At 71.2% G+C, this 26,071-nt stretch carries 27 protein-coding genes; 12 read left to right on the forward strand and 15 right to left on the reverse strand.

What is annotated here, in order from left to right; genetic code table 11:
• The first annotated feature begins 55 nt into the window (after positions 1-55).
• A complete protein-coding gene (locus KZ813_RS12095; RefSeq protein WP_219755239.1) occupies positions 56-1,357 on the forward strand; it encodes an Nramp family divalent metal transporter in 1,302 nt (433 codons plus the stop codon).
• A gap of 1 nt (position 1,358) precedes the next feature.
• Here KZ813_RS12095 and KZ813_RS12100 read toward each other — a convergent pair whose 3' ends face one another.
• From KZ813_RS12100 to lepB, 3 genes are all read right to left on the reverse strand, one after another.
• Positions 1,359-1,697: an HNH endonuclease signature motif containing protein gene (locus KZ813_RS12100; protein WP_219755240.1), complete on the reverse strand. Its 339-nt coding sequence runs from the start codon at positions 1,695-1,697 to the stop codon at positions 1,359-1,361.
• Between the two features lie 368 nt (positions 1,698-2,065).
• Positions 2,066-2,782, reverse strand: coding sequence for a ribonuclease III (gene rnc, locus KZ813_RS12105; protein WP_258046700.1), 717 nt, complete (start codon positions 2,780-2,782; stop codon positions 2,066-2,068).
• The gene (lepB, locus tag KZ813_RS20155; RefSeq protein WP_258046701.1) at positions 2,779-3,594 is read right to left on the reverse strand and encodes a signal peptidase I; all 816 of its coding nucleotides are present in this window, start codon (positions 3,592-3,594) and stop codon (positions 2,779-2,781) included. Before lepB ends, rnc begins: the two co-directional genes overlap by 4 nt.
• A gap of 101 nt (positions 3,595-3,695) precedes the next feature.
• Here lepB and pgi point away from each other — a divergent pair, with 101 nt between their 5' ends.
• Complete coding sequence (gene pgi, locus KZ813_RS12110) at positions 3,696-5,189, forward strand: glucose-6-phosphate isomerase (RefSeq protein ID WP_219755242.1); 1,494 nt, start codon at positions 3,696-3,698, stop codon at positions 5,187-5,189.
• Positions 5,190-5,519: 330 nt separating this feature from the next.
• On the opposite strand, the gene KZ813_RS12115 is transcribed toward pgi, so the two are convergent.
• From KZ813_RS12115 to KZ813_RS12130, 4 genes are all read right to left on the reverse strand, one after another.
• Positions 5,520-6,416 carry an alpha/beta fold hydrolase gene (locus tag KZ813_RS12115; protein ID WP_219755243.1) on the reverse strand — a complete coding sequence of 299 codons (897 nt, stop codon included), beginning with the start codon at positions 6,414-6,416 and terminating at the stop codon, positions 5,520-5,522.
• Entirely contained in the window at positions 6,413-6,571 is a 159-nt protein-coding gene (locus KZ813_RS12120) for a hypothetical protein (RefSeq protein WP_219755244.1), read from the reverse strand. Before KZ813_RS12120 ends, KZ813_RS12115 begins: the two co-directional genes overlap by 4 nt.
• Positions 6,572-6,865: 294 nt before the next feature.
• Positions 6,866-7,918, reverse strand: coding sequence for a ribonucleotide-diphosphate reductase subunit beta (locus tag KZ813_RS12125; protein ID WP_219755245.1), 1,053 nt, complete (start codon positions 7,916-7,918; stop codon positions 6,866-6,868).
• Between the two features lie 67 nt (positions 7,919-7,985).
• Positions 7,986-8,198: a hypothetical protein gene (locus KZ813_RS12130; protein ID WP_183923849.1), complete on the reverse strand. Its 213-nt coding sequence runs from the start codon at positions 8,196-8,198 to the stop codon at positions 7,986-7,988.
• 56 nt (positions 8,199-8,254) lie between these two features.
• Here KZ813_RS12130 and KZ813_RS12135 point away from each other — a divergent pair, with 56 nt between their 5' ends.
• Positions 8,255-8,506 carry a DUF2171 domain-containing protein gene (locus KZ813_RS12135; RefSeq protein ID WP_219755246.1) on the forward strand — a complete coding sequence of 84 codons (252 nt, stop codon included), beginning with the start codon at positions 8,255-8,257 and terminating at the stop codon, positions 8,504-8,506.
• A gap of 77 nt (positions 8,507-8,583) precedes the next feature.
• Here the strand turns inward: KZ813_RS12135 and KZ813_RS12140 are convergent, their stop codons facing one another.
• On the reverse strand, positions 8,584-9,003 hold the full coding sequence (locus KZ813_RS12140; protein ID WP_219755247.1) for an endonuclease domain-containing protein: 420 nt from the start codon (positions 9,001-9,003) through the stop codon (positions 8,584-8,586).
• Positions 9,004-9,142: 139 nt separating this feature from the next.
• Positions 9,143-11,086: a ribonucleoside-diphosphate reductase subunit alpha gene (locus KZ813_RS12145; protein WP_219755371.1), complete on the reverse strand. Its 1,944-nt coding sequence runs from the start codon at positions 11,084-11,086 to the stop codon at positions 9,143-9,145.
• Positions 11,087-11,623: 537 nt separating this feature from the next.
• Here KZ813_RS12145 and KZ813_RS12150 point away from each other — a divergent pair.
• The 8 genes from KZ813_RS12150 (at position 11,624) to KZ813_RS12185 (ending at position 20,759) form a co-directional block, all read left to right on the forward strand.
• A complete protein-coding gene (locus KZ813_RS12150) occupies positions 11,624-13,174 on the forward strand; it encodes a sensor histidine kinase (protein WP_219755248.1) in 1,551 nt (516 codons plus the stop codon).
• A complete protein-coding gene (locus KZ813_RS12155; RefSeq protein WP_219755249.1) occupies positions 13,171-13,560 on the forward strand; it encodes a response regulator in 390 nt (129 codons plus the stop codon). The genes KZ813_RS12150 and KZ813_RS12155 overlap by 4 nt, the downstream gene beginning before the upstream one ends.
• 104 nt (positions 13,561-13,664) lie before the next feature.
• Positions 13,665-13,964 (forward strand): hypothetical protein, encoded by a 300-nt coding sequence (locus KZ813_RS12160; protein WP_258046702.1) that lies wholly within the window; start codon positions 13,665-13,667, stop codon positions 13,962-13,964.
• Between the two features lie 14 nt (positions 13,965-13,978).
• The gene (locus KZ813_RS12165) at positions 13,979-14,644 is read left to right on the forward strand and encodes a response regulator transcription factor (RefSeq protein ID WP_132910018.1); all 666 of its coding nucleotides are present in this window, start codon (positions 13,979-13,981) and stop codon (positions 14,642-14,644) included.
• A 76-nt stretch (positions 14,645-14,720) separates the two neighbouring features.
• Complete coding sequence (locus KZ813_RS12170) at positions 14,721-16,028, forward strand: sensor histidine kinase (protein ID WP_219755372.1); 1,308 nt, start codon at positions 14,721-14,723, stop codon at positions 16,026-16,028.
• A 111-nt stretch (positions 16,029-16,139) separates the two neighbouring features.
• Positions 16,140-16,841, forward strand: a complete 702-nt coding sequence (locus tag KZ813_RS12175; protein WP_258046703.1) for a PEPxxWA-CTERM sorting domain-containing protein — start codon at positions 16,140-16,142, stop codon at positions 16,839-16,841.
• A 101-nt stretch (positions 16,842-16,942) separates the two neighbouring features.
• Positions 16,943-19,801 (forward strand): TonB-dependent receptor, encoded by a 2,859-nt coding sequence (locus KZ813_RS12180; protein ID WP_219755251.1) that lies wholly within the window; start codon positions 16,943-16,945, stop codon positions 19,799-19,801.
• A 10-nt stretch (positions 19,802-19,811) separates the two neighbouring features.
• Positions 19,812-20,759: a glycerophosphodiester phosphodiesterase family protein gene (locus KZ813_RS12185; RefSeq protein WP_219755252.1), complete on the forward strand. Its 948-nt coding sequence runs from the start codon at positions 19,812-19,814 to the stop codon at positions 20,757-20,759.
• Between the two features lie 99 nt (positions 20,760-20,858).
• On the opposite strand, the gene KZ813_RS12190 is transcribed toward KZ813_RS12185, so the two are convergent.
• From KZ813_RS12190 to KZ813_RS12200, 3 genes are all read right to left on the reverse strand, one after another.
• Complete coding sequence (locus KZ813_RS12190; protein WP_219755253.1) at positions 20,859-21,113, reverse strand: hypothetical protein; 255 nt, start codon at positions 21,111-21,113, stop codon at positions 20,859-20,861.
• A 138-nt stretch (positions 21,114-21,251) separates the two neighbouring features.
• Positions 21,252-21,938 carry a 2,3-diphosphoglycerate-dependent phosphoglycerate mutase gene (gene gpmA / locus KZ813_RS12195; RefSeq protein WP_219755254.1) on the reverse strand — a complete coding sequence of 229 codons (687 nt, stop codon included), beginning with the start codon at positions 21,936-21,938 and terminating at the stop codon, positions 21,252-21,254.
• 61 nt (positions 21,939-21,999) lie between these two features.
• The gene (locus tag KZ813_RS12200; RefSeq protein ID WP_308461875.1) at positions 22,000-22,485 is read right to left on the reverse strand and encodes a GNAT family N-acetyltransferase; all 486 of its coding nucleotides are present in this window, start codon (positions 22,483-22,485) and stop codon (positions 22,000-22,002) included.
• An 83-nt stretch (positions 22,486-22,568) separates the two neighbouring features.
• Here KZ813_RS12200 and KZ813_RS12205 point away from each other — a divergent pair, with 83 nt between their 5' ends.
• Positions 22,569-23,291: a dienelactone hydrolase family protein gene (locus tag KZ813_RS12205; protein ID WP_219755256.1), complete on the forward strand. Its 723-nt coding sequence runs from the start codon at positions 22,569-22,571 to the stop codon at positions 23,289-23,291.
• A gap of 77 nt (positions 23,292-23,368) precedes the next feature.
• On the opposite strand, the gene KZ813_RS12210 is transcribed toward KZ813_RS12205, so the two are convergent.
• From KZ813_RS12210 to ybeY, 3 genes are all read right to left on the reverse strand, one after another.
• Complete coding sequence (locus KZ813_RS12210) at positions 23,369-24,322, reverse strand: DUF1176 domain-containing protein (RefSeq protein ID WP_219755257.1); 954 nt, start codon at positions 24,320-24,322, stop codon at positions 23,369-23,371.
• Between the two features lie 315 nt (positions 24,323-24,637).
• Positions 24,638-25,552, reverse strand: a complete 915-nt coding sequence (locus tag KZ813_RS12215) for a hemolysin family protein (RefSeq protein WP_219755258.1) — start codon at positions 25,550-25,552, stop codon at positions 24,638-24,640.
• A 9-nt stretch (positions 25,553-25,561) separates the two neighbouring features.
• A complete protein-coding gene (gene ybeY / locus KZ813_RS12220; protein ID WP_219755259.1) occupies positions 25,562-26,071 on the reverse strand; it encodes an rRNA maturation RNase YbeY in 510 nt (169 codons plus the stop codon).

Raw genomic sequence — 26,071 nt, forward strand, 5'->3', positions numbered from 1 at the left:
CGTCGCCACCGTCCCCATTGAAACCCCGGCGTGTCTCCCGCATTCAACGCCGCGCATGACATCTACCGCGCGCTCGCTCGGCGACAGCTTCGCCACCGTCCCCGTACCCGAGGGGGCGGGCTTCTGGCGCAAGCTGATGGCCTTCGTCGGGCCGGGCTGGCTCGTCGCGGTCGGCTACATGGACCCGGGCAACTGGGCCACCGACATCGCCGGCGGATCGGCCTTCGGCTACACGCTCCTCTCGGTCGTGCTGCTGTCGAACCTGATGGCGATCGTGCTCCAGGCGCTGTCGGCGCGGCTCGGCGTCGGCGCCGGGCTCGACCTCGCCCAGGCGTGCCGTCGGCATTCGTCGCGCCCGGTCGCCTGGCTGCTCTGGATCTTGGCGGAGGTGGCGATCATCGCCTGTGACCTGGCCGAGGTGCTGGGTACGGCGATCGCGCTCAAACTGCTGTTCGGCCTGCCGCTCGTCTATGGCGTCGTGGTCACCGCGCTCGACGTGTTCCTGATCCTGGCGCTGCAGCGCTTCGGCTTCCGCCGGCTCGAGGCGTTCATCGCCAGCCTGCTCGTCATCATCGCGGGGTGCTTCGCGTTCGAGCTGTTCTGGGCCAATCCCGACTGGAGCGGCGCGGCGCGCGGGCTCGTGCCGTCGCGCGAGGTGGTGGCCAACCCCGCCATGCTCTACATCGCGATCGGCATCCTCGGCGCGACGGTGATGCCGCACAACCTCTATCTCCACTCCTCGATCGTGCAGACGCGCGCCTATGGCGTGGGCGCGCGCGACCGGCACGAGGCGCTCAAGCTGGCGACGATCGACTCGACCGTCGCGCTGGGGCTGGCCTTCTTCATCAACGCCGCGATCCTGATCCTCGCCGCCGCGGCCTTCCATACCGCGGGGCGAACCGACATCGCCGACATCGAGCAGGCGCACGAGCTGCTGTCGCCGATGCTGGGCGTGGGTGCGGCGAGCGCGGTCTTCGCGGTGGCGCTGCTCGCGAGCGGGCAGAACTCGACCGTGACGGGCACGCTCGCGGGCCAGATCGTGATGGAGGGCTTCCTCGACGTTCGGCTGCCGGTGTGGCTGCGCCGGCTGGTGACACGCGCGATCGCGATCGTGCCCGCGGTGGTGGTGGTGGCGGCGATGGGCGATCGCGGCGCGACCGAGCTGCTGGTGCTGAGCCAGGTGGTGCTGAGCCTGCAGCTGCCCTTCGCGGTGATCCCGCTGGTGGCCTATACCGCCAACCGCCGGCTGATGGGGGAGTTCGCCGCGCCGCGCTGGCTGGCGGCGCTGGCCTGGGGGATCGCGGCGGTGATCGTCGGGCTCAACGGCTATCTGCTGTGGGGGATGGTCTCAGGCTGAGTCACGCCGGGCCGCGTCGCGTCGGCGCGTGGAAGTCGGGCGGCTTGTCCGCGATCCAGCCGAGGAAGCGCGCGATCGCGGGCCAGTCGCGGATCGAGTCGAGCGTGCCCGCCCGGGCGAGCGACGCATTGTCCGCGGCGGCGTGGATCGCGCGGTGGCAGATCGGGTGGAGCGGCACGGTCTCGCGACCGCCCTCGCTGCGCGGCACGACATGGTGCCACTCGACGCGTCGGCCGAGCGGGCGGCCGCACAGCGCGCAGCGGTCGGGCAGCGCGGCCTCGGCCGCGGCGCGCCGCTCGGCCTCGGCCAGTCCCTGCTTGCGCCGCACGCGTCCCGCCATGCGGGCGGAATGTGCGGGGAGGGTGGGGTGTTCCGGACCGCGGTCGCGGGACGCGCGGTGGGTCACGGACCCGCCCTCCGGCGTCATCCTGAGCTCGTCTCAGGATCCACGGGGCCGAGGACCCAGCGACCGCCGGGCCTGCGAGACGGTGGATCCTAAAACGAGTTCAGGATGACGGCGAGAGAAAGGGAGAGCGTGGCGCTCCTCCACAAGACCCCGTGCTCCCGCGCACGCGGGAGCATAGGGTCACGGGAAGCGACACTCGCGGCTCCGGGCTCCCGCGTGCGCAGGAGCACCGCTTCTCACCGCCACCACCCTATCGCCGGCGCCGCGGCCCGGGGCTCCTGCATGCGCAGGGGGGCGCCCTTTTACCGCCGCCGCCTGCCCCGCACCGGCGCCTGCGCCGACAGCGCGGCGAGCAGCGCCTTGGCCGCCTCGGTCTCGGCCTCCTGCTTGCTGGTCCCCTCGGCGAGCATCTCGTCCTTGCCCACGGTGGCGCGCACGGTGAAACGCGGCGCGTGGCCCGGCCCGGCGCGCTCGACGATGGCATAGGCCGGCACCGCGCGGCGATGGGCCGCGGCCCATTCCTGGAGCGCCGACTTGGGATGCTGCGGCGCGCCTGCCTCGGCGTGGACCTTGTCGCGCCACAGCCGCCGCACCGCCGCGCGCGCGGGCGCCAGCCCGGCGGTGAGATAGACCGCGCCGAGCAGCGCCTCGACCACGTCGCCCAGCACGTTGTCGCTGTGCTGCGCGCCGTCGTCGCGCGCCTGCTTGCCCAGCCGCACGCGCGCGTCGGCGCCGATCTCCCGCGCCACCGCGGCGCACACCGAGCCGGTCACCAGCGCGTTGAAGCGCTTGGACAATTGCCCCTCGGGCTCGGCCGGGAACAGCTCCACCAACCACTCCGCCATCGACAGGCCCAGCACGCGGTCGCCGAGGAATTCGAGCCGCTCGTAGCTGCCGCCGGCCTGACCCTCGGCGTGGCTGCCGTGCGTCAGCGCGCGGACGAAGGGCGCGATATCGTCGGGGCGGACGCCGAAGCGCGCCTCGATCCAGCCGGCGAGATCGTCGCCGGCGTCGCTCAAAAGCCCTCCCCGATTCGCCGGAAGCGCGCCGCCGAGACCCAGGTCCACGGCTTGAGCCACTCGGCCGAGCCGTCGGTCGACCAGAAGGTGACCACCGCCTTGCCCTCGATCCGCTCCATCGGGATATAGCCCATGCCGACCGGCGGGGCGAAGCGGCTGTCCGCCGAATCGTCGCGATTGTCCCCCATCAGGAAGACGTTGCCAGCGGGCACCTGGTATACGTCGGTGTCGTCGGCGACGGGGATGTTCTCCTGGTCGAGCACGGTGTAGCTGCGCCCGCCCGGCAGCGTCTCGCGGAAGCGCGGGTAACGGCACACCGGGTGACCCTGCGCGTCGCTGTCCTGGAAGCGCGCGCCGCATTTCTCGGCGGGGAAGTTGGGCGAGAGCGGCACGACGAAGTCGGCGACCCGCTGCTTGGGAATCGCCTTGCCGTTGAGGAACAGCTGGCCGTTCCGCATCTGCACCGTGTCGCCGGGCAGGCCGATCACGCGCTTGATCACGTCATGGTCGTCCGGCCCCATCGAGCGGAACACCACCGTGTCGCCGCGGGTGGGGTCGTGCGCGAGGATGCGCCCCGGGATCAGCGGCACGCCCCCGGGCAACGACCAGCGCGAGTAACCGTAGTTCCACTTGGAGACGAACAGATAGTCGCCGATCAGCAGCCGCGGCAGCATCGACTCGCTCGGGATCGAGAAAGGCGAGAAGATGAAGCTCCGCAGCACGAAGACGAAGAGCGCCAGCTTCAGCAGGAAGCGGATCGTCTCGGCGGTTTCCGAACGCGCGGGCTTGCCGGCGGCTGTGGGGGTGGCCATGAAGCACCGCGTCGCGCAACCGTCGCGTCGCGTCAAGCGGAGCCTTGGCGCCGCCGACCCGTTGTGCGCCGCGACACGAGACAGCCGGAAGGACAGATGACATGGCGGACTGGTCGACGATCGAGGCGTTGCCGCTCGAGCGGCTCGAGACGCTCTTCGCCAACGACCCGGATCGGCTGAAGCGGCTGTCGCTCGACGTCGCCGGCATCCACTTCGACTGGTCGAAGACGCATCTCACCGCCGAGGCGCTCACCGCCTTCGAGGCGCTGGCCAAGTCGGTCGACCTCGCCGGCAAGCGCGAGGCGCTGTTCAACGGAGCCAACGTCAACGTCACCGAGGACCGCCCGGTCGAGCACACCGCCGAGCGCGGCGAGGGCAAGGCCGAGAGCGTCGCGCGCGCCGCCACCTATCACGCGCGCATGCGCGGGCTGATCGACGCGATCGAGGCCGAGGCGTTCGGGCCGGTGCGCTCGATCCTCCACGTCGGGATCGGCGGCTCGGCGCTTGGCCCGCACCTGCTGGTCGACGCGTTGGGACGCGGCAGCGACCGCTACGAGGTGGCGATCGTCTCCAACGTCGACGGCATGGCGCTGGACGACGTGTTCGACGACTTCGACCCCGAGACGACCCTGCTGGTGGTCGCCTCCAAGACCTTCACCACCACCGAGACGATGATGAACGCCGAGAGCGTCATCCAGTGGATGACGGGCGCGGGGGTCGAGGACCCGTATGGCCGCGTGATCGCGCTGACCGCCTCGCCCGAGAAGGCGATCGAGTGGGGCGTCGACGAGACGCGCATCCTGCCCTTCGCCGAGGGCGTGGGCGGGCGCTATTCCTTGTGGTCCTCGATCGGCTTCCCCGCCGCGATCGCGCTCGGCTGGGAGCAGTTCGAGGAGCTGCTCGAGGGCGCGGCCGAGATGGACCGCCACTTCCGCCTGTCGGCGCTGCACGAGAACGCGCCCGCGCTCGCCGCCTTCGCCGACCTCTATTACACCCAGGTCCGGCATGCCGAGACGCGCGCGCCTTTCGCCTATGACGAGCGGCTGCGGCTGTTGCCGAGCTATCTCCAGCAGCTCGAGATGGAGTCGAACGGCAAGGGCGTCACGGTCGACGGCCAGCCGGTCGGCCGCCCGACCGCGCCGATCACCTGGGGCGGGGTGGGCACCGACGCGCAGCACGCGGTGTTCCAGCTGCTCCACCAGGGCACGCACCTGGTGCCGGTCGAGTTCCTCGCGGTGATCGAGGCGGGCGACACGCTGCCGCCCGAGCATCACCGCCAGCTGCTGCTCAACGCCTTCGCGCAGGGCGCGGCGCTGATGAGCGGCCGCGCGAACGCCGCCGACCCGGCCCGCAGCTACCCCGGCGACCGGCCGTCGTCGACTTTGCTGCTCGAGCGGCTCGACGCGCGCACGCTGGGGGCGCTGATCGCCTTCTACGAGCATCGCGTGTTCGTGAACGGCGTGCTGCTGGGGATCAACTCGTTCGACCAGTTCGGCGTCGAGCTGGGCAAGGAGATGGCCAAGGCGGCGGCCAAGGGCGGCGGCGACTTCGACGCCTCCACCGCGGACCTGATCAGGCGCGCGTTCGGGGAGTGAGGGGGGGAGGTTCTTCCTCTCCTCTACTCGCTGCCGTCATCCTGAACTCGTCTCAGGATCCACTTGGCCGCTCACGCCGCGGCCGAGTGGAGGACGGGGCGTTCGCCGCCCGCGTCTTCTTTCCAGCGGCGGCAGCGCCCGCTGCGCCGTAGATCCTGAAACGAGTTCAGGATGACGGCGGGGCGGGAGCGGACCGGCGCTACCGTCCCCCGTGTTCCTGCGGACGCAGGGACCCAGGGTCGCGGGCGTGACGTGCGCCGCCCTGGGATCCGGCGTACGCCGGAGCACGGCGTCCGCGAGACGAGCATCGCCCGCTCGCCGCCACACCCCTCACCCCCCGCGCGGCAGCCACTCGCGCAGGATCGCCTCGACCCGCTCGGGCGCCTCCTGCTGCACCCAGTGCGACACGCCCGGCAGCCGCCGCACCGTGAGGTCGGCGACGTAGCGCTCGGTGCCGTCGAGCGTCTCCAGCCCGAGCGCGGCATCCTCCTCGCCCCAGACGATCAGCGTGGGCACTTCGACTCGCCCGCCATGGCCGAAGCGCATCCGGTCGCGGTGACGCGCGGCGGCGCGATACCAGTCGATCATCGCCTTGAGCGCGCCCGGCCGCCGCGCCGCCGCGGCGTAGACGTCGAGCTCCGCGTCGGGGAAGCGCGTCTTGTCCACCGCCATGCCGCGAAAGGCATGGCGCACCAGCGCGGCGTCGCCGAGCGCCATCACGCGCTCGGGCAGCCAGGGCAGCTGGAACGCGCTCATGTACCAGCTGCGGCGGCGCTGCGGCCAGTGGCGCAGCGCCGCGGCGAAACAGGCGGGGTGGGGCAGGTTCATCACCACCAGCCGCTCGAGCGGGCGGACCCGGTTGATCGCGAAGTTCCACGCGATCGCGCCGCCCCAGTCGTGCGCGATCAGCGTGAGCGTGCGCGCGCCGCTGGCGTCGAACAAAGCGGCGGCGTCGGCGACGATCTGGTCCATCGTATAGTCGGCCACCGCCGGCGGGCGCGAGGTGCCGCCATAGCCGCGCTGGTTGGGCGCCCAGACGCGGTAGCCGAGCGCGGCGAGCAGCGGCATCTGGTGACGCCAGCTATAGTGCAGCTCGGGGAAGCCGTGGAGGCAGAGCGCGAGATGCTCGCCGCGCCCCGCCTCGGCGACCTCGAAGGTGAGGCCATTGGCCTCGACCGCGCGGATCGCGATGCCGCTGTCGGGGGCGGGGTGCCAGCTGGGGGTCATCGGTAGGCGGCCTCCGCCCTGACCAGTGCGCCCGACGCGTCGAGCCGCCGATCCGGGCTGGCCGGTGACAGCTCGACGTCGTTCGGCCAGGCGAGGACGCCGACCTCCAGGAAGGCGCGCGCGAGATAGGTGGGGTCGGCGAGCGGACGGGTCATGACCGTATCGCGAGCGATCGGCTCGTGCGCGCTCCGTCGGAGGAGGTCAGCGGCAGCGCGGCAGGGCCGGTCACCATCAGGCCGGTGAGCTTCATCATCCGTCCGCTCCCGCGATCGGTTCGAGCGGCACGAGATCGAGGCCGCGCTGCCGATGGTCCGTCATCGTCATCGAGCAGTGGTCAGTCGGTGCTCCCTCCCCTTCAGGGGAGGACCGGGGTGGGGCGTTTCCGCGAGCGGCGTCCCTCGCGCCAAGGCCCCAGCCCCGACCCCTCCCTGAAGGGAGGGGAGAAGGGCTCACTCCGCCGCCACGCCCGCGAACATGTCGCCGCTGGTCTCGCCCGCGTCCTCGTTGGCCGGCCTGCCGCTCTTGGCCTTCTGGCGCTTGTCGAACGAGTCCCACACGTCGTTCCACTGGCCCTTGGTCGCGGCCTTCGAATATTCGGTCGCGCGCGTCTCGAAGAAATTGGCGTGCTCCACCCCGTTGAGCAGCGGGGTCAGCCACGGCAGCGGGTGCTCGTCGATCATGTAGATCGGCTTCAGCCCCAGCTGGTTGAGCCGCCAGTCCGCGATATAGCGGATGTACTTCTTGATCTCCTTGGGCTTCATCCCCTCGACCGGCCCCATCTCGAACGCCAGGTCGATGAAATTGTCCTCCAGCCGGATCGTCGTCTGGCACACGTCGGCGATGTCGTCCTTCACCGCCTTGGTCAGGCACTGGCGCTCGGCGCAGAAGGCGTGGAACATGCGGATGATGCCCTCGCAGTGCAGGCTCTCGTCGCGCACCGACCAGCTGACGATCTGCCCCATGCCCTTCATCTTGTTGAAGCGCGGGAAGTTCATCAGCATCGCGAAGCTGGCGAACAGCTGCACGCCCTCGGTGAAGCCGCCGAACATGGCGAGCGTGCGCGCGATGTCCTGGTCGTTGTCGACGCCGAAGTTCTGCATGTAGTCATGCTTGTCCTTCATCTCGCCGTACTCGAGGAAGGCGCCATACTCGCTCTCGGGCATGCCGATCGTGTCGAGCAGGTGGCTGTAGGCCGCGATATGGACCGTCTCCATGTTGCTGAACGCGGTCAGCATCATCTTGACCTCGGTCGGCTTGAACACGCGGCCGTATTTCTCGTGGTAGCAGTCCTGCACCTCGACGTCGGCCTGGGTGAAGAAGCGGAAGATCTGCGTCAGCAGGTTGCGCTCGTGGTCGGTCAGCTTCTGCGCCCAGTCGCGGCAGTCCTCGCCGAGCGGCACCTCCTCGGGCAGCCAGTGGAGCTGCTGCTGGCGCTTCCAGAACTCGAACGCCCAGGGGTATTCGAACGGCTTGTACTGCTTGCGGGCTTCGAGAAGGGACATGGCGGTTACTCCGGGACGCTGTTGGTCGAGATAGGGATGATCGGGTCGGATCAGGAGGGCGGGTCGGTCACGGCTCGAGGCTCCACTGCCACATCGCCGCGGCGGACAGCGCCAGCACGACGCCGCCCGACAGCGCCATCACGCCGACCATGCGATAGGCGTAGACGCGCGCCTCGGGCAGCGGGCGGCGCAGCTCGGCGAGCAGCCACGCGCCCGCGAGCGCGAACACCGCCGCGACCGCGAACATGATCGCGGACTGGAGCGGCAGCGTGCTCAGCATGCGACCATCTCCCGCCCCGCGCGTTGCGCCCCCGAACCGAACAGAGGAGACTGACCATGGTCGATGCCAGCCAGATCAAGGAACATGCCGAGGTGATCGGCGCGGACGGCGTTCACGTCGGCACGGTCGACCATGTCGACGGCGACCGCATCAAGCTGACCAAGAACGACTCGCCGTCCACCGAGGACGGGCAGGGCGCGAAGCACCATTACCTGCCGCTCGGCTTGGTCGCGGAGATCGAGGGCGAGACGGTGCGCCTGTCGGCGACCGCGCAGAACGCGCAGGACATGTTCGAAGAGGCCGAGTGAGGCGGTAAGTCCCTCTCCCGGCGGGAGAGGGAGGAGCCCGCGGCCGCAGGTCGTGGGAGCGTGAGGGAGACGCCGGATCATCGGGCGTCGCCCTTTCTCGTGGAGCGCTCACCCTCATCCTGCCGCGGCTGCGCCGCTCCCTCCTTCTCCCTGAGGGAGAAGGACACGCGCTCCAGCACGCCGGCGATATTCTCCATCACTTCGGCGTTGGTGAAGCGCAGCGTGGTGTAGCCCAGCGCGCGCATCGCCGCGGCGCGACGCGCGTCATAGCCGACCGTCTCGGCGTGGGTGTCGCCGTCGACCTCGACGACCAGATGGTGGGACAGGCACAGCATGTCGGCGACGAACGGCCCGATCGGCGCCTGATGACGCCATTTGACGTATGGAAAGGCAGCACGCCGCGCGCGGAGCAGGCGACGCTCGGGAGCGGAGGAGTCGCGGCGTAGTTGCCGCGCACGCGCGACGGTGCCGGACGGTCGATCGTCGTAGAGACGCATCGTTTGTCTCCTGTGGCGGTCACCCTCACCCTTCCGGCGCTGCGCGCCTCCCTCCCTCTCCCAGCGGGAGAGGGAAGGGGCCCATCGCCGGAGGCGACGGGAAGGGTGAGGGTGATCCGCTTAGTCCGCTGATATCACCTCACTGACACGCCAGGCATTCGTCATAGTCGGTGCTCTCGGCCAGCGAGAACTGCGGCTTGGCGAGCGTGTTGTCCGCCTCCACGCCGCCCTGGCCCTCGGCGCCCGCGAAGCCGGCGCGCTGCACCGACTTGGAGCGGAGGTAATAGAGCGACTTGATCCCCAGCTCCCAGGCGCGGAAGTGGAGCATCAAGAGGTCCCATTTCTCTACGTCCGCCGGGATGAACAGGTTCAGCGACTGCGCCTGGTCGATATAGGGCGTGCGGTCGCCGGCGAGCTCGAGCAGCCAGCGCTGGTCGATCTCGAACGACGTCTTGTAGCAATCCTTCTCCTCCTGGCTGAGGAAGTCGAGGTGCTGCACCGAGCCGCCATGCTCGAGGATCGAGTTCCACACCGCGTCCGAGTTCTTGCTCTTCTCGGTGAGCAATTTCTCCAGGTACGGGTTCTTCACCGCGAAGCTGCCCGACAGCGTCTTGTGCGTGTAGATGTTGGCCGGGATCGGCTCGATGCACGCGCTGGTGCCGCCGCAGATGATCGAGATCGACGCGGTCGGCGCGATCGCCATCTTGCACGAGAAACGCTCCATCACCCCCATGTCGGCGGCGTCGGGGCACGGCCCGCGCTCGTGCGCGAGCACCATCGAGGCCTCGTTCACCTGCGCGTTGATCTGGCGGAACATCTTGAGGTTCCAGCTCTTCGCCATGGCCCCCTCGAACGGCAGCCCGCGCTGCTGGAGGAAGGAGTGGAAGCCCATCACACCCAGCCCGACCGAGCGCTCGCGCCCCGCCGAATAGGCCGCGCGCTCCATCCCCGGCTCGTGCCGGTCGATGTAGTCCTGCAGCACGTTGTCGAGGAAGCGCATCACGTCCTCGACGAAGCCCTTCTCGTCCTTCCACTCGTCCCACGTCTCGAGGTTGAGCGAGGAGAGGCAGCACACCGCGGTGCGGTCGTTGCCGAGATGGTCGCGGCCGGTCGGGAGCGTGATCTCGCTGCACAGGTTCGAGGTCGAGACCTTGAGCCCGAGGTCGCGGTGATGCTTGGGCATCGTCGAGTTCACGTGATCGGCGAAGACGATGTACGGCTCGCCGGTGGCCAGCCGGGTCTCGACCAGTTTCTGGAACAGGGCGCGCGCGTCCACCGTGTTGCGGACCGAGCCGTCCTTGGGGCTACGGAGCTGCCACTCGGCGCCGTCGCGCACCGCCTCCATGAAGGCGTCGGGGATCAGCACGCCGTGGTGCAGGTTGAGCGCCTTGCGGTTGAAGTCGCCCGACGGCTTGCGGATCTCGAGGAACTCCTCGATCTCGGGGTGCGAGATGTCGAGGTAGCAGGCCGCCGAGCCGCGCCGCAGCGAGCCCTGGCTGATCGCGAGCGTCAGCGAGTCCATCACGCGCACGAACGGGATGATGCCCGAGGTCTTGCCGTTGAGCCCGACCGGCTCGCCGATGCCGCGGACGTTGCCCCAATAGGTGCCGATCCCGCCGCCGCGCGAGGCGAGCCAGACGTTCTCGTTCCAGGTCTGCACGATGCCGTCGAGGCTGTCGGGGACCGAGTTGAGGTAGCAGCTGATCGGCAGCCCGCGCCCGGTGCCGCCGTTGGACAGCACCGGGGTGGCGGGCATGAACCACAGCTTGGAGATATAATCGTACAGCCGCTGCGCGTGCGCGGCATCGTCGGCATAGGCCGAGGCGACGCGGACGAACAGGTCCTGGAAGCTCTCGCCGGGCAGCAGGTAGCGGTCCTTGAGCGTCTCCTTGCCGAAGTCGGTCAGCAGCGCGTCACGCCCGTGGTCGACCTCGACCGGATAAGGGCGCGCACGCGCGCCGTGCTTGGCGATCGTGTCGCCGCCGGGCTGCGCCTCGCCGTTCGCCCGCCCCTGGGTGGGCGCCGTCGCTGTCTCGATCGTCTCGGTGATCATCGCCGCACCGTCCGTTTCCCTGAAATCCATCGCCATGCCGCTCCCGCTCCTGGCTCCTGTCACCGAATCGAGGCAGTCCCCGATCCTAGCCGACGCCGAACTCCTTGAGAACAAAAAGAGACCATCGCGTTCGCCGCGATCGCCCCGGCGTGGCCCACCGATATGGGGGCGAACGCCTCGTTCTACTACCATTGGGGTCGATACGCCGCCCGTACCTCTACAGATTGTGGCAGATCGCGATGAGGGGCAACCCGCTAAAAGCGGTCGATGGCGGACCTAAGCGCTCGCGCCGCCACATGCGGTGCGGCGACGCGCGGACTTTCGCGGGCTCCCGCGATTGCAAGAGAACGATCGGCGAACGAAAATTTTTTGCCGAAACGCCCGCGGCAGCGCCGTTCGGCGCCGACGGGCGTTATGTCCCGAAACGGGATGAAGCCGCACCGGAGCGCTCGGGACGCGGCCGGCATCGACAAGTTTATCCAATAAGTTCTGGTGTCTATGCGGCAGGCTCGGGGCAATTCACGCGGCGACCCGGGGTCGCGGGCGCGGCGTGCGGAGACGAATGCGATGCCTGCTGACGGATCGCCGCTGGACGCGTTCCCCGCGTCCTCCCGCGCGCCCGACGCCGCGCTCCATCAGCATGAGATGCTCGCCGCCTTCGCCGAGCTCGCCATCCTGTCCGAGGACATCGATCGCCTGTTGCAGGAGGCGTGCGATTACGTCCGCCGCGCGGTCGGGGCGGACATCGTGCTGCTATACCGCCAGAGCGCCGACCACCGCTCGGTGGAGGTGCGCGCCGGCGCCGGGATCGCGCCCGCGCTGATCGGCGGCAGCATCACCCGGCGCGACGAGCAGTCCCTCGAGAGCCGGCTGCTGCGCGACGGCGAGCCGGTGATCGTGCCCGACGCGCGCGACGAGCCGCGGCTGGAGACGCGCGGGCTGCTGCGCCGCTTCGATCAGCGCGGGCTGGCGCTGATCCCGCTGCGCGACGGACCGGGCACGCCGATGCTGGGGCTGCTCCACATCAGCACGCGCGAGCCGCGCGATTTCTCGGCCGAGTTCGCCTATCTGCGCATCTACGCCAGCCTGGTCGCCGCCAGCATGCTGCGGATCGACGCGCTGCGCCGCCGCGGCGACGAGCGTGCCGCGCGCGAGCGCAGCGAGTGGCAGCTCCGGCTGGTGCTCGAGGGCATCCCGCAGCTGGTGTGGTGCGCCGAGCCCGGCGCGCAGTGGCGCTGGATGGGGCCGCAATGGACCGAGGTGACGGGGCGAGACCCCGATTCGAGCCTCGGTCGCGGCTGGCTCGACGCGGTCCATCCCGAGGACGCGGTCGCGGTGGAGGAGGCCTGGGGCGCGGCCGAGGCGCGCGGCATCTTCGAGGTGGAATGCCGCATCTGGCACCAGCATGACGGCATCTACCGCTGGTACCAGGGCCGCGCGCTGCCGACCGCGTTCGAGCTGGGCGAGCCGACCTGGGTCGGTACCTTCACCGACGTCGAGGACCTGCGCGCGCTGGAGGCGCGCCAGGCGGTGCTGGTGGCCGAGCTGCAGCACCGCACGCGCAACCTGCTCGCGGTGGTCGAGGGCATCGCGCTCCAGACCATGGCCGCGGCGGCCTCGCCCGAGGCGTTCGAGGCGAGCTTCCACGATCGGCTGCAGGCGCTGGCGCGCGCGCAGCGGCTGCTCTCGGCGGGCGAGCGGCTGACGCTGCGCCACCTGCTCGAGACCGAGCGCGACGCGTTGGGCATCGCCGACCGGGAGTCGCTGATCGTGCTCGACGGGCCCGACGTGCTGTTGCCGAGCACGATGGTGCAGACGCTGGCGCTGGTGATCCACGAACTCGCCACCAACTCGCGCAAGCACGGGGTGATCGCGCGCGGCGCGGGGCGGATCGCGATCCGCTGGCAGGTGAACGTTACCGCGGACGAGGCGATGCTCGATCTCGGCTGGGAGGAGACCGGCGACCTTCCCGCGCCGGCGAGCGACTCGCGGCGCGGCTTCGGGCGCGAGCTGATTGAGCGCGCGCTGCCGTTCCAGCTCGGCGCGTCGAGCGACTATCGCATCGTCGCCGGCGCGGTGACGTGCCGCCTCCATGTCCCGCTCGGCGGCGCGGCGTGAGCGGCGACACGGCGGACGGGGGCGCCGGCACGCTCGTGGGGCGGCGGCTGCTGGTGTGCGAGGACGAGTTCTACGTCGCGGTGCGGCTGGAGCGCGCGCTGCTCGACGCGGGCGCGAGCGTCACGCTGTTCGCCAGCCTCGCCCCCGCGCTGGCGCACGCCGCGGGAGAGGCGATGCCCGACGCCGCGCTGCTCGACATCAACCTGCGCGGCGAGCTCAGCTTCCCGCTCGCGGACGCGCTGCTGGCGCGCGGCGTGCCGGTGGTGTTCCTCAGCGGCTATGACACGGCGACGATCCCGCCGACCTATCGCGACGTCGCGCGGCTGCAGAAACCGGTGACGCTGGTGCAGCTGACCCGCCGGCTCGGCGAGCTGCTGGGCTCCTGACGCTCAGCGCGCGGAACATCCCGCGGGCGCAGCGGGTTGCTGCGCGGCATCCCGGCCATTCACAGGCTGTTCAAGCCCCTCTCCCTATGCGAGCACGAGTGAGAATGCACCGCCGCCTGCTCCCGCTCCTGCTCCCGGTCGGGCTCGCCGCGCCCGCGGTGGCCGCGCCCGATCAGGTGCGCGAGGGGGCGGTGGCGCTGCAGGCGCGACGCGCGGGCAGGATCCTGCCGCTGCCCGAGATCGAGCGGCGCGTGCTGCCGACGATGAAGGGCGCGCAATATATCGGCGTCGACCTGGAGATGCCGAGCGGCGTCTACACGCTCAAGTTCCTGCGCGACGGCAACGTCATCTGGGTCGACGTCGACGGCCGTTCCGGGCAAGTCATCGGCCGTACCGGCAACTGAGGGGAAGAAGAGTAATGCGCGTGCTCATCGTCGAGGACGAGCCGAACCTCGGCCAGCAGCTCAAGTCCACGCTCGAGGGCGCGGGCTATGCCATCGATCTCGCCACCGACGGCGAGGAGGGACATTTCCTCGGTTCGACCGAGAGCTACGACGCGATCGTGCTCGACCTCGGCCTGCCCGAGATCGACGGGCTGACCGTGCTCGACCGCTGGCGCAAGGAGGGGCGCACCACCCCGGTGCTGGTGCTCACCGCGCGCGACAGCTGGTCCGACAAGGTCGCGGGGCTCGACGCGGGCGCCGACGATTATGTCGCCAAACCGTTCCAGACCGAGGAGCTGATCGCTCGCCTGCGCGCGCTGATCCGCCGCGCCTCGGGCAACGCCTCGTCCGAGCTGACCGCGGGCGACGTGCGGCTCGACACGCGCTCGGGCAAGGTGACGCGCAACGGCGAGCCGGTGAAGCTCACCGCGCAGGAGTATAAGCTGCTGAGCTACCTGCTCCATCACAAGGGCAAGGTGGTCAGCCGCACCGAGCTGATCGAGCATATCTACGACCAGGACTTCGACCGCGATTCGAATACGATCGAGGTGTTCGTCACGCGTATCCGCAAGAAGCTGGGCCAGGACGTGATCACCACGATCCGCGGGCTGGGCTACAGCCTGGACGATCCGGACGCGTGAGCGCGTGACCGCGGCCGACTCCGCCGCCGAGCTGCCGCCGGAGGAGCCGCGCGCGCGCGGCTCGATCACGCGGCGCATGATCCTGATCGCGGCGCTGTGGATCTCGGCGCTGCTGGTCGGCGGCGGGTTCGCGCTCGACCGTGTGCTGGTCGGCGCGGTGACGGGCAACGCCGACGACCAGCTCGAGTACGTGCTGCGTTCGCTCTTGGTCTCGGCCGAGATGGACTCGACCGGGGAGGTGACGTTCAACCGCGAGCCCGCCGACCAACGCTTCGTCGAGCCCTATTCCGGGCTCTACTGGCAGGTCTCGGCGCCGGGGCACGAGGCGTTCGTGTCGCGCTCGCTGTGGGACCGACAGCTCGCTTATGGCAGGCCGCACAACGACCGGTCGGTCCACAGCTACGACAGCACGCAGTTCGCCGACGAGAAGCTGCGCATCGTCGAGCGCGACGTGACGCTGCCGGGCTCCAAGGTGCGCTGGCGTTTCCAGGTGGCGTCGAGCCGGGAGGCGCTCGACGCGCAGATCGCGGTGCTGCGCCGCACCTTGGTGCGCAGTTTCGTGCTGCTCGGCGTCGGGCTGGTGATCCTGGCGGCGCTGCAGACCTTCTACGGGCTGCTGCCGCTGCGCCGGCTGCGCATCGAGATCGCCAAGATGCGCGCGGGCCGCTCCAGCCGGATCAGCGGCAAGATGCCGCTCGAGCTGCTGCCGATGGTAGAGGAGCTCAACGCGCTGGTGGCGCACAACGAGACTCAGGCCGAGGAGGCGCGGCGCCACGCCGGCAACCTGGCGCACGCGCTCAAGACTCCGCTCACCGTGATCATGAACGCCGCCACCGCCCAGTCGGACGATCTCGCCGCGACGGTGATACGCGAGGCGCGGACGATGCGGCGCCAGGTCGATCACCATCTGGCACGCGCGCGCGCGGTCGGGCGGCGCGGTTCGGCGCACAGCCGCGCGGCGGTGTGGCCCAGCGTCGAGTCGGTCGAGCGCGCGGTGCAGCGGCTCTACCCGCACGTCCGCATCGACATGACCGGGCCCAAGGACCTGATCGCGCATATCGAGCGCCAGGACCTCGACGAGATCATGGGCAATCTCGTCGAGAACGCGGCCAAGTACGGCGGTGGCAGCGTCTTCGTCACGGTGGGCGCGCAGGCGGGCTTCGTCGAGGTGGTGGTGGAGGACGACGGGCTCGGTATCCCCGAGGCCGACCGGGTGCGCATCTTCGACCGCGGCGTGCGGCTCGACACCGGCAAGCCCGGCACCGGCCTGGGGCTGGCGATCGTGCGCGACGTCGCCGAGATCTACGACGGCACGGTCGCGCTGGAGGAGAGCGAGGACCTCGGCGGGCTGCTGGTGCGGCTGCGCCTGCCGATGGCGAGCTGATCCCGCGCCCGCGACCCGGCCCGAACGTACAATCCATTAACCACGTTCTCGTCTACCGTCCGCGCCGGCGCCGCGGCGACCCGACGGCGCGAGTCTCGGAGGGGAAGAACGATGAGGCCATGGGCAGTGATCGCCGCCGCGGCGGCCGTGACGATGGGCGCGCCGGCCAGCGCGGCCAGCTATGTGTTCGATTTCAGTGGCGGCGGGCTGAGCGGCACGGTCTCGCTCACCTATGAGGCCAATCCCAACACCGGGCCGATCGGCACCTCGCCCAACACCTATGACCCGGTCGGCTCCTATATCGTCACCGGCGCGAGCGGGACGCTCACCAACAGCAACATCGACCTGACCACGATGATCACCGGCGTGGTGCCGAGCAGCCCAGGCAAGCCGACTCCCGACAACCTGCTCGCCCCGGCGAGCTTCGGCCATTACATCGTCAAGAACGGCGTGCCCGGGCCCGACGGCCTCGCGCCCGGCTTCTCCTACGACAATCTCTTCTATCCGGGCGGCTCACCGCCGACCGCGACCGATTATCCGTTCGGCGGCGGCTTCCTCGACATCTATGGACTGGTCTTCACCACCAGCAGCGGCAAGGCGGTGAACTTCTGGAGCAACGGCGACACCGGTCAGGGCGTCAGCTACGGCGCCGGCACCACCGATGGGGTCAGCGTGCTCGATTACACCGGCGGCATCGTCGCGCGCGCCGCGGTGCCCGAGCCCGGGACCTGGCTGACGATGATCCTCGGCTTCGCGCTGACGGGCATCGCGCTGCGGCGCCGCCGCGCGCCGGAGGCACGCGCGCTCGCCTGACCCGCATCGGCTAATCGTAACGCTGGCGCAACGTCTCGCCGACACCCCGCCCGCGGCGGCCCTCTCCCACGAGGGTGCCGCGGGTCAGGGGGACAGGGGACATGACACGACACGCTGCCGCGATCGCGCGGCTGCTCGCCACCGCCGCGGCGGTGGCCGCCGCGCCGGCGCTGGCACAGGCGGACGCACCCGCCACGCCATCGACGGGCGTCACGGATCCGGCCGCGACCGGATCGGGCGACGCCGCCGACAAGGAAATCGTCGTCACCGGCATCCGCCGCGCCAACGCCGCCGCGATCGCGGCCAAGCGCGGCGCGACCAACATCGTCGACGTGGTCAGCGCCACCGATGTGCGCGCGCTGCCCGACGCGACGATCGTCGAGGCGCTCCGCCGCGTTCCGGGCCTCTCGGTGCTGCCCGCCACCGACAACGAGCATCCGCGCGACGAGGCCGCCACGCCGGTGCTGCGCGGGCTCGGCCCGAGCTACAACAATGTTACGATCGACGGGCTGACGATCGCCTCGCCCGGCACGCCCAACGGCACGCTTGGTTCGATCACGCGCGGGGTGCGGCTCGATATCCTGCCTTCCTCGATGGTGAGCGAGATCCAGGTGGTGAAGACCTTCACCCCCGATCTCGATCCCAACGCCACCGGCGGCGCGGTCAACCTGCGCACACGCTCGGCGTTCGAGCAGGGCGGCGCCACGTTCCTCACCGTGGAGGGCTCGCTCGGCCACGCCAGCGACAATGGCAAGCCGCGCGATCAGAACGATCCGGGCGGGCGGGTGATCGCCACCGCGAGCGCCACCTTCGGCGCGGCGCATCAGTTCGGCGCGACGCTCTCGGCCAATTACCAGTCGCTGGCGAGCTACACCGAGACGCACATGACCACTGATACGGTGCATTATGGCTTCTACGACGGCACCGGCCTGTTGCTCGGCGGCAATGCGCTCGGCAACGGCCGCGCGGTGCCGCAGCAGGACAAATATTGGTATGTGATGGACGCGCGCAGCCGCGTCGGCGTTACCGCCAAGTTCGAGGCGCGCGCGGCCGACCGGCTCGATCTGTTCGCCACCGGCGGCTATTATGAGTTCCGCGACGACATGGAGCGCAACGAGCTGATCGTCGATCCGCGCGACCGCACGCGCGTCTATGACCAGACCGCCACCTCGGGCCGCTATCCGAAGGGCGACGTGGAGGTCGGCTACGCCCATCATATCACCACCACGCGCACCCGCGTCGGCCAGGCCGGCGCGACGTGGCGTCCGGGCGATCACCAGGCATTGTCGGCGCGAGTCTCCGCCTCGCGCGCGACCTATGTCGAGCCGATCTTCATGGTGAAATATGCCACCAACGTCGCCCGGCCCGGGGCGGCGAAGCCCGACGCGATCGGGCGTAGCGGCGTGGGCAAGGGCGCCAACCCGGTCCAGACCGCGGAGTACGGCTTCACCTACGATACCTCGGCGCGCGACCAGCGCTTCCCCATCACCGCCGCGGCGTACGAGGACGTCGGCAACTACAGCCTGCTCTACTGGCGCCCGGCGCGCGACTATCTGCGCGCGGCGAGCGACCGGGTCGCGACCGCCCGGCTCGACTATGCGATCAACCAGGGGCGCGACGATCGCGGCCCCGGCCTGGCGGTCGGCGCGAGCTATAGCGACGACCGCCCGCGCTACGCCATCGACCGCAGCGAGTTCGCGCCCAACGTCCGTGCGCCCAGGCTGGCGATGGCGGACGTGCTCGGGCCTTCCAACGCACCGATGGAAGGGTTGGCGCTCAACATGTTCGCGATCGATCCGCGGCGCGCGCGCCGCCAGGTCGAGGCGGCGCCGCCCAGCGCCTATAATGCCACCGACCAGTCGACCTACAACAACCAGGACGATTTCGAGCATCGCGAGCGGCTGGGCGGCGGCTATGCGATGGCGACGCTGCGCGAGGATATCGTCCATCTCGTCACCGGGTTGCGCTACGACGAGGTGCGGCAGGAGACGGTCGGGCGGCGGCGCCAGCTCGAGCGCGCCAGCGGCAGCTACGTCTACGTCCCCGACGCGACGCGTTCCTCCTATCGCGAGTGGCTGCCCTCGTCGCTGCTGACGGTGCATGCCACGCCGGCGCTCGACCTGCGCGCGGCCGCGAGCCGCACGCTCGGCCGCCCGCCGTATGACGCATATGCCGCGCGCACGTCGACCACCTTCGTGAGCACCGCCGACCAGGGGAATGCCGCGGCGGACGGCGTGTCCGTCACGATCGGCAACCCCGAGGTACGCCCGCGCGTGTCGCGCAACCTCGACCTCGCCGCCGACTATCGCGTCGACGCGGTCGACGGGCTGGTCTCGCTCGCGCTGTTCGACAAGAAGATCCGCGACGAGATCTTCACGCTCACGCGGATCGGTGCCTTCACGTTCGACGGGACGACCTACACCCATGCCGCGATCAGCACCCCCGCCAACGCCGCCGCGGCGCGGATCCGGGGGGCCGAGGCGAGCGTGGTGATCAACAGCCTGCGCGCGCTCGCCGCACCGCTCGCGGGCATCGGTCTCTCGACCAACCTCGCGCTGCTCGACGGTCGCCTGACCGTGCCCTTCTCGCCGACGCCGGGCACCACCAGCAGCCGCGCGGTCGACCGGCTCGTCGGCCAGCCGAGCTACACCGCCAACGCGACCCTCTTCTACGCCGCCGACGCCGTCGAGCTGCGCGCCGCGCTCAATCGCCAGGGCCGCGCGCTGCGCGCCCTGGTCAGCAACATCGCGTGGCAGGACCTCTATTGGGCACCGCGCAGCCAGGTCGACCTGTCGGCCAGCTACCGGCTGTCACCCGCCGCCAGTCTGATCGCGCAGGTCGGCAACCTGACCCATCGCGGCATCACCACACTTACCGGGCCGGGGGTGAACCTGCTCAAGGATCGCTACTCCATGCCCACCAGCTTCTGGGTCGGCCTGCGGCTGACCCCGACACGATGAGGCAAGAGTGATGCCGATCGCCTTCCTCGCCGCCGCGCTGACCGTCGCCGCGCCCGCCTCGCCCTCGACCGGCCCGGCGGGCGGCAGCGCCGCGATCCGCGCGCGGCTCGACGACCCGCGCGGCGGGCTGATCGTCGCGGCGCATCGCGGCTGCCACGCGCCGGCGCCGCATCACGGGCTCGGCGCGAGCGTGCCGGAGAACTCGCGCGCCGCGCTGGAGCGCTGCGTCGCGCTGGGGGTCGACGTGATGGAAGTCGACGTGCGCCGCTCGGCCGACGGCGTGCTGGTGATCCTGCACGACGCGACGGTGGACCGCACCACCGATGGCCAGGGCGCGGTCGACCGGCTCGGCTGGGCGGAGCTGCAACGGCTCCACCTGCGCCTCGGCGCGGAGGGCGAGGGCGGCGACGGCGCCGCGGTAAGCGAGGAGCGCCTGCTCACGCTCGACCAGATGCTGGCGCTGGCGCGCGGGCGCATCCTGCTCAACCTCGACGTCAAGGCGAACATCTATGCCGAGGTCGCCGCCGCGGTGCGCCGCGCCCGGATGGAGCAGGCGATCATCCTGAAGAGCGAGGTGGGCGCCGACACGCCCGCGATGGCGGCGGAGCCGACCTTCGCCGGCGTCGGCTATATGCCGATCCTGCTCAACCCGGGGCGGCGGGCCGATCTCGCCGCGCTGCTGCGCCGCCAGACCGCCGCGCCGGCGCACCCGCTCGGGGTCGAGCTGCCGCGGCTGGGGGCGGCGCAGCTCGTCCAGGTGAGCGCGGCGGCGCGCGCGTGCGGCGTGCGGCTGTGGGTCAACAGCCTGTGGGAGGGGTTCGCCGCTGGCTATGGCGGCGACCGCGAGGCGCTCCGCGATCCCGACGCGGTCTGGGGGCGGCTGTATCGCGACGGCGTCAGCATCATCCAGACCGACGAGCCCGAGGCGCTGCTGCGCTACCGCGCCACCCTGCGCTGAGAACGGGGACGCGCGCGCTCGGCGATCGCGCCGTCGACCCGGAGTGAGGTTCAGCGACGCGGTGGCGAGTAGTCGCCCACCGGGCGCGTCGCGGCGGGATCAGGGTAGGACGGCGGCGGCCGAGCCGATCGGCGCGCGCTCGCGCGACCGCCGCGGGTCACCGAGCGCCGTCGGTGTCGGGCCCGGCGCAGGAGCGGGCGCGGCGGCGGCGCTCGTGCCGACGATCGCCGTCGTTCGTCCCGGCGGATCGCCGACGCGGTGAACCCTGAGGCCATAGGCGAGTGCGGCGAGGATCAGCGCCGCGACGATCAACAGCGTGAGCCGGAGCAGGGGGCGGGGCGTGGGGCGGGACATAGCGCGCTTCCTGCTCACTCCGGGACGATCGAGGTGGCGCGGAGACGCGAACGGCCGGACCACCGCCCTCATTGTAGAGGGCGGCGGACCGGCCGCACGGTTCGGGCTCGACCTTCTGGCCGGCGCGGGTCGCGTGCCTCAGCGCTCGCTGAGATAATAGCGGTCGGTCGCGGCCAGCCGCTCGTCGAGCTCGTAGACGATCGGCTGCCCGGTCGGGATCTCCAGCCCGGTGATCTCGTCGTCGGGGATGTTCGACAGATGCTTCACCAGCGCGCGCAGCGAGTTGCCGTGCGCCGAGATCAGCACGCGCTGACCGTCGCGGAGCGCGGGCGCGATCCGTTCCTCCCAATAAGGCAGCACGCGCGCGATCGTGTCCTTCAGGCTCTCGGTCGAGGGGATGTCGATGCCGGCGTAGCGCCGGTCGGCGGAGAGGTCGAAGGCGCTCCCCGCCTCCATCGGCGGCGGCGGCACGTCGAAGCTGCGGCGCCAGACATGCACCTGCTCGTCGCCGTGCCTGGCCGCGGTCTCGGCCTTGTTGAGCCCGGTCAGCCCGCCATAATGGCGCTCGTTGAGCCGCCAGTCCTTCTCCACCGGCAGCCACAACCGCCCCATCGCCTCCAGCGCGAGGTCGAGCGTCTTGATCGCGCGAGTCTGGAGCGAGGTGAAGGTCTGGTCGAAGTCGAGCCCCTTCGCGGCCATCAGCTCGCCCGCGGCGCGCGCCTCGGCGGCGCCTTGCTCGGTGACGTCGACGTCCCACCAGCCGGTGAAGCGGTTCTCGAGGTTCCAGGCCGACTGGCCGTGGCGGATCAGGACGAGCGTGGGCATGCGGATACTCCTGCTAGAGCGGGGGCGCGAGGAACTGCTAGAGCGCGAGCGCGAGAAACTGCTAGAGCGCGAGCGCGAGAAACTGATTGTGCGGGCTGGGGCGATAGTCGGCGAAGGCGGCGCAGGGCGCGAAGCCCGCGCGGCGGTAGAGCGTCAGCGCGGCGTCATAGGCCGGGGTGGTGCCGGTCTCGAGATAGAGGTGCGTCAGCCCCTGCGCACGCGCCGCCGCCACGATCGCGTCGAGGATCGCGCGCCCCGCACCGAGGCCGCGATACGCCGGGGCGGCGCGCATCGACTTCACCTCGCCCGCGCCGTCGTCGAGCCGCTTGAGCGCGCCGACCGCGGCGAGCGTGTCGCCGTCCCAGGCGGCGAATAGCGCGACGTCGGGCGCCGCGAGCCGCGCGGCGTCGAGCGCGAAGGAGAAGCCCGCCGGCGTGCCCGCGCGCTGGTCCGCGACGTGCGCGGCGAGCAGTGCCGCGATCGCGGCCTCGCTGGGGTCACCGCGCCGTACCGCATAGTCGCGCCTCGCCGTCGCCGCCTCGTCCACGCTCGCTCCCGCTTGCCGCTCGCTCGGCATCGCTCTAGCGCATGCGGCGTGCGAGACAACCACGCTCGCCCGGAGACCCAGCGATGCCGATCACCCGCCGCCCGCTCCTCCACGACGGCCCCGGCGGCCGTTTCGCCGGCGTGTTCGCCTGGGACGACTCGGACGCCGCGCCGCGCCCCGGCGTCCTCGTCGTGCCCAACATCCTCGGCCAGAAGGAGGCCGACAACGCCAAGGCCGAGGCGCTCGCCGCGCTCGGCTACGCCGCTTACGCCTGCGACCTGTATGGCGAGGGGCGCCGCGCCGCGCCCGGCCCCGACATCTCGCGCTACATGGACGAACTCAACGCCGACCGCGCGCTGCTGCGCGACCGGCTCGCCGCCAGCCTCGCCGCGCTCGCGGCTCAGCCCGAGGTCGACGCCGCGCGCACCGCCGCGATCGGCTTCTGCTTCGGCGGCAAGTGCGTGCTCGACATGGCGCGTGCCGGGCTCGACGTGCTCGGCGTGGTGAGCTTCCACGGCGTGTACGACCGGCCCGATCATGCGAGCGTGTCGCCGATCCGCGCCAAGGTCCTGGTCTGCCACGGCTGGGACGACCCGCTCGGCCCTCCCGAGGCGGTCACCGCGCTGGCGCAGGAACTGAGCGAGGCGGAGGCCGACTGGCAGATCCATGCCTATGGCAACGCCGGCCACGCCTTCACCGACGAGAGCCGGCGCGGCTCGACCGTGCCCGGCGTCGCCTATGAGGCGCGCGCCGATCGCCGCAGCTGGGGCGCGATGCGCGACTTCCTCGGCGAGGTGCTGGGCTAGCGGGAGCGCGGTCGCGGCACACGGCCGGGCGCACCTCACCTCGAACGCGCGCGACGGCGTGAGCGGGCGGCCCTCGCTCAGTGCACCGCCACGGTCGCGCGCCAGGTCGTGATCACGTCCGCGTCGCCGCCGGCGTCGGGCAGCGTGGCGTCATGCTGCTCGAGCACGAGCCGGAAGCGCGTGCCGTCCCACGCATATTCCTGGCGCAGCGGCCCCGCCGCGCTGACCAGCCGACGGCGCGCCGGGTCCCAGCTCGGCGGCGTCGCCGCCGGCGCGATGTCGGTCGCCGCGGTGGTCGCCGCGCCTTTCGGCGGCAGCAGGTAGAGTGCGGGGAGCCCGTGGGTCGTCGCGCAGCCCGGATCGACCGCCAGCAGCGTGTGCGCGGCGTCGAGCCGCCATGTCCGTGCCGCGGCGCAGTCGGCGGCGACGCGGCCGAGCAGCCTGCGCGCGTCCCTGGCGGAGAAGCGGCGCGGCGCCTCACCGGTCACCTCCGGCTGATCGATCACCGGCAGCACCGGGGCGGGGGGGAGCGCGGCGACGACGACGATGCCGCGCGCGCGTGGCGCGAGCGCGGTGGCGCTCCCCTCGCGCGCCTGTGCCGCGTCGACCGCGCGCAGCGTCGCCTCGAGCCCGGCGAGCGACGCGCCCGCGAGGATACGCCGCCCGGGGGCGAGCAGCGTCACGCGCCGGCCGCGCACCAGCGCCGCGGCGATGTTGCCCTCGAACGGCAGCGCCAGACCCGCGCCGCCGCCCGGCGCGATCAGCTGCGCGAGCGGTCGCCCGTCGACCGCGAGCGTGACTCGGCTGCCCGCCGCGACGCTCGCCGGGAGCGACACCTCGAGCCGCGCCGCCGCCGCGGTCGCGCCGTCTCGGCGCAAGACCAGCCTCAGTCGCGGTTCGACGCCGCCGCTGCCGCGCGCCAGCGCCTGACACGAGCGCAGATTGTCGCAGCCCAGGATCCAGTCGCCGTTCGTGGCGAGCGCGGCCGGCACCGCCGCCTGGAGCAGCAGCGCGGCGAGGAGAGACGCCATCGAACACCTCCGATCCCCGCGGCGCGCGCGGGGCGTCGGGATTAGACCGCCTGGAGGTTAATAAATGATTGAGGATACCAGGGAACAGCCGCGCCCGGCCGACATGGGCGCGCGGCGCGGAGGTGGGCCGCCGGCGTGGGGGGCACGCCGGCGACCCCCGACCGAGCTGCCTGCGGGCGACCCGAAGGGCTGACTTGGTCGGTTGCCCGAGGGGGGCGGCGCACCGCCCCCGAACCGTCTCTGCCGCGCTAGCTCACCCTGGCGCCTCTCGGCAAGGCCTTGCCTGTCGTCGGAAACTCGGTTCGTCGCGGCGTCTCAGGCGTCGACGTCCTCGGGCTCGGGCACCGGGGGGTGGAGCCGCAGGCGGTTGATCCGGCGTGAATCGGCGTCGACCACCTCGATCCGCCAGCCGCTCGGGTGATCGACGCACTCGCCCGCCTCGGGCACGCGCCCCGCGAGCACCGCGGCGAGCCCGCCGATCGTGTCGACGTCGCTCTCCGCCTCGGCCAGCCGCGCGTCGACGGTCGCGCCGACGTCCTCGAGCTCGACCCGCGCGTCGGCCTCCCAGGCGCCGCCGTCGAGCGGGACAAGCAGCACCTCGGGCGCGTCGTCGTGCTCGTCCTCGATCTCGCCGACGATCTCCTCGATCAGATCCTCGATCGTCACCAGCCCCTCGGTGCCCGAATATTCGTCGAGCACCACGGCGAGATGGATCCGCGACTGGCGCATGTCGGCGAGCAGGTCGAGCGCGCCGCGGCTCATCGGCACGTACAGGGGCTGGCGGATCAGCGCCGCGATCGTCGCGGGCGGCTCCCCACCGCGTGACAGGATCGCGAACACGTCCTTGATATGGACCATGCCGATGATGTGATCGAGGTTCTCGCGATAGACCGGCAGGCGGCTCACCCCCGCCTCGGCGAACAGCTCAATCAGGTGCGCGAAGCTGGTCGCCTCCTCCACCGCGACGATATCGGCGCGCGGGACGCCGATGCCGCCGGCGTCGCGCTCGCTGAAATGGAGCAGGTTGCGCACCATCTGGCGCTCGAGCGGGGTGAGATCGCCCTTCAGGTCGGGCGCGGGATCCTCCTCGTAGCGGTCGATCGCCTTCTCGAGCACCTCGCGCAGCGTCGCCTCGTGCGGTTCGCCGAAGATGAGGTTGCGCAGGCCGGACCAGATGCCGGGCTCGTGATGGTGGTCGCCGCTGCCGGCGCTACTTCGGTCGTCGGCCATCGCCGTTCGTCAGTCCTCGCGTATGAGATAGGGGTCGGCGACACCGAGGTCGGCGAGCGCGGCGCGCTCGATCTCCTCCATCGCGTCCCCCTCTTCGTCGCTCATGTGGTCATAGCCTAGCAGATGCAAAGTGCCGTGCACCACAAGGTGGGTGAAATGATCGGCGACCGCGATGCCGCGCTCCTCCGCCTCGCGCGCGCAGACGCCGTGCGCCAGCACGATGTCGCCGAGCAGCAGCTCGCCGTCGTCGGAATTCTGGCTGACGGTGTCGAGCAGGTCGGGCTGCACCATCGGGAAGGACAGCACGTTGGTGGGCTTGTCCTTGCCGCGATATTGCCGGTTGAGCGCGTGCACCTCGCCGTCGTCGGTGAGCCGGACGCTCACCTCGACCGCGGCGGCGGTGGTGAGCAGGTCGCCGTGCGGGGTGTGCCCCACCGCGGCGCGCGCGGCGGCGAGCGCGCGCTGCTCCCACGAATCGTCGGGCCAGGGCTCCTCGCGGGTGAGTTCGACGTGGATCAT

Source organism: Sphingomonas folli (assembly GCF_019429525.1).
GTDB lineage: Bacteria > Pseudomonadota > Alphaproteobacteria > Sphingomonadales > Sphingomonadaceae > Sphingomonas > Sphingomonas folii.

What these genes read in the sequence shown, in the direction of transcription:
- KZ813_RS12145 (WP_219755371.1), bottom strand. Translation starts at nt 11,086, where the DNA reads ATGGATTTCAGGGAAACGGACGGTGCGGCGATGATCACCGAGACGATC.
- KZ813_RS12095 (WP_219755239.1), top strand. Translation starts at nt 56, where the DNA reads ATGACATCTACCGCGCGCTCGCTCGGCGACAGCTTCGCCACCGTCCCC.
- KZ813_RS12115 (WP_219755243.1), bottom strand. Translation starts at nt 6,416, where the DNA reads ATGACCCCCAGCTGGCACCCCGCCCCCGACAGCGGCATCGCGATCCGC.
- KZ813_RS12165 (WP_132910018.1), top strand. Translation starts at nt 13,979, where the DNA reads ATGCGCGTGCTCATCGTCGAGGACGAGCCGAACCTCGGCCAGCAGCTC.
- KZ813_RS12130 (WP_183923849.1), bottom strand. Translation starts at nt 8,198, where the DNA reads ATGCTGAGCACGCTGCCGCTCCAGTCCGCGATCATGTTCGCGGTCGCG.
- KZ813_RS12170 (WP_219755372.1), top strand. Translation starts at nt 14,721, where the DNA reads ATGATCCTGATCGCGGCGCTGTGGATCTCGGCGCTGCTGGTCGGCGGC.
- KZ813_RS12135 (WP_219755246.1), top strand. Translation starts at nt 8,255, where the DNA reads ATGGTCGATGCCAGCCAGATCAAGGAACATGCCGAGGTGATCGGCGCG.
- KZ813_RS12215 (WP_219755258.1), bottom strand. Translation starts at nt 25,552, where the DNA reads ATGGCCGACGACCGAAGTAGCGCCGGCAGCGGCGACCACCATCACGAG.
- KZ813_RS12180 (WP_219755251.1), top strand. Translation starts at nt 16,943, where the DNA reads ATGACACGACACGCTGCCGCGATCGCGCGGCTGCTCGCCACCGCCGCG.
- ybeY (WP_219755259.1), bottom strand. Translation starts at nt 26,071, where the DNA reads ATGATCCACGTCGAACTCACCCGCGAGGAGCCCTGGCCCGACGATTCG.
- KZ813_RS12160 (WP_258046702.1), top strand. Translation starts at nt 13,665, where the DNA reads ATGCACCGCCGCCTGCTCCCGCTCCTGCTCCCGGTCGGGCTCGCCGCG.
- KZ813_RS12125 (WP_219755245.1), bottom strand. Translation starts at nt 7,918, where the DNA reads ATGTCCCTTCTCGAAGCCCGCAAGCAGTACAAGCCGTTCGAATACCCC.
- KZ813_RS12210 (WP_219755257.1), bottom strand. Translation starts at nt 24,322, where the DNA reads ATGGCGTCTCTCCTCGCCGCGCTGCTGCTCCAGGCGGCGGTGCCGGCC.
- lepB (WP_258046701.1), bottom strand. Translation starts at nt 3,594, where the DNA reads ATGGCCACCCCCACAGCCGCCGGCAAGCCCGCGCGTTCGGAAACCGCC.
- KZ813_RS12185 (WP_219755252.1), top strand. Translation starts at nt 19,812, where the DNA reads ATGCCGATCGCCTTCCTCGCCGCCGCGCTGACCGTCGCCGCGCCCGCC.
- KZ813_RS12120 (WP_219755244.1), bottom strand. Translation starts at nt 6,571, where the DNA reads ATGACCCGTCCGCTCGCCGACCCCACCTATCTCGCGCGCGCCTTCCTG.
- KZ813_RS12175 (WP_258046703.1), top strand. Translation starts at nt 16,140, where the DNA reads ATGAGGCCATGGGCAGTGATCGCCGCCGCGGCGGCCGTGACGATGGGC.
- KZ813_RS12190 (WP_219755253.1), bottom strand. Translation starts at nt 21,113, where the DNA reads ATGTCCCGCCCCACGCCCCGCCCCCTGCTCCGGCTCACGCTGTTGATC.
- KZ813_RS12100 (WP_219755240.1), bottom strand. Translation starts at nt 1,697, where the DNA reads ATGGCGGGACGCGTGCGGCGCAAGCAGGGACTGGCCGAGGCCGAGCGG.
- KZ813_RS12205 (WP_219755256.1), top strand. Translation starts at nt 22,569, where the DNA reads ATGCCGATCACCCGCCGCCCGCTCCTCCACGACGGCCCCGGCGGCCGT.
- KZ813_RS12150 (WP_219755248.1), top strand. Translation starts at nt 11,624, where the DNA reads ATGCCTGCTGACGGATCGCCGCTGGACGCGTTCCCCGCGTCCTCCCGC.
- gpmA (WP_219755254.1), bottom strand. Translation starts at nt 21,938, where the DNA reads ATGCCCACGCTCGTCCTGATCCGCCACGGCCAGTCGGCCTGGAACCTC.
- pgi (WP_219755242.1), top strand. Translation starts at nt 3,696, where the DNA reads ATGGCGGACTGGTCGACGATCGAGGCGTTGCCGCTCGAGCGGCTCGAG.
- KZ813_RS12140 (WP_219755247.1), bottom strand. Translation starts at nt 9,003, where the DNA reads ATGCGTCTCTACGACGATCGACCGTCCGGCACCGTCGCGCGTGCGCGG.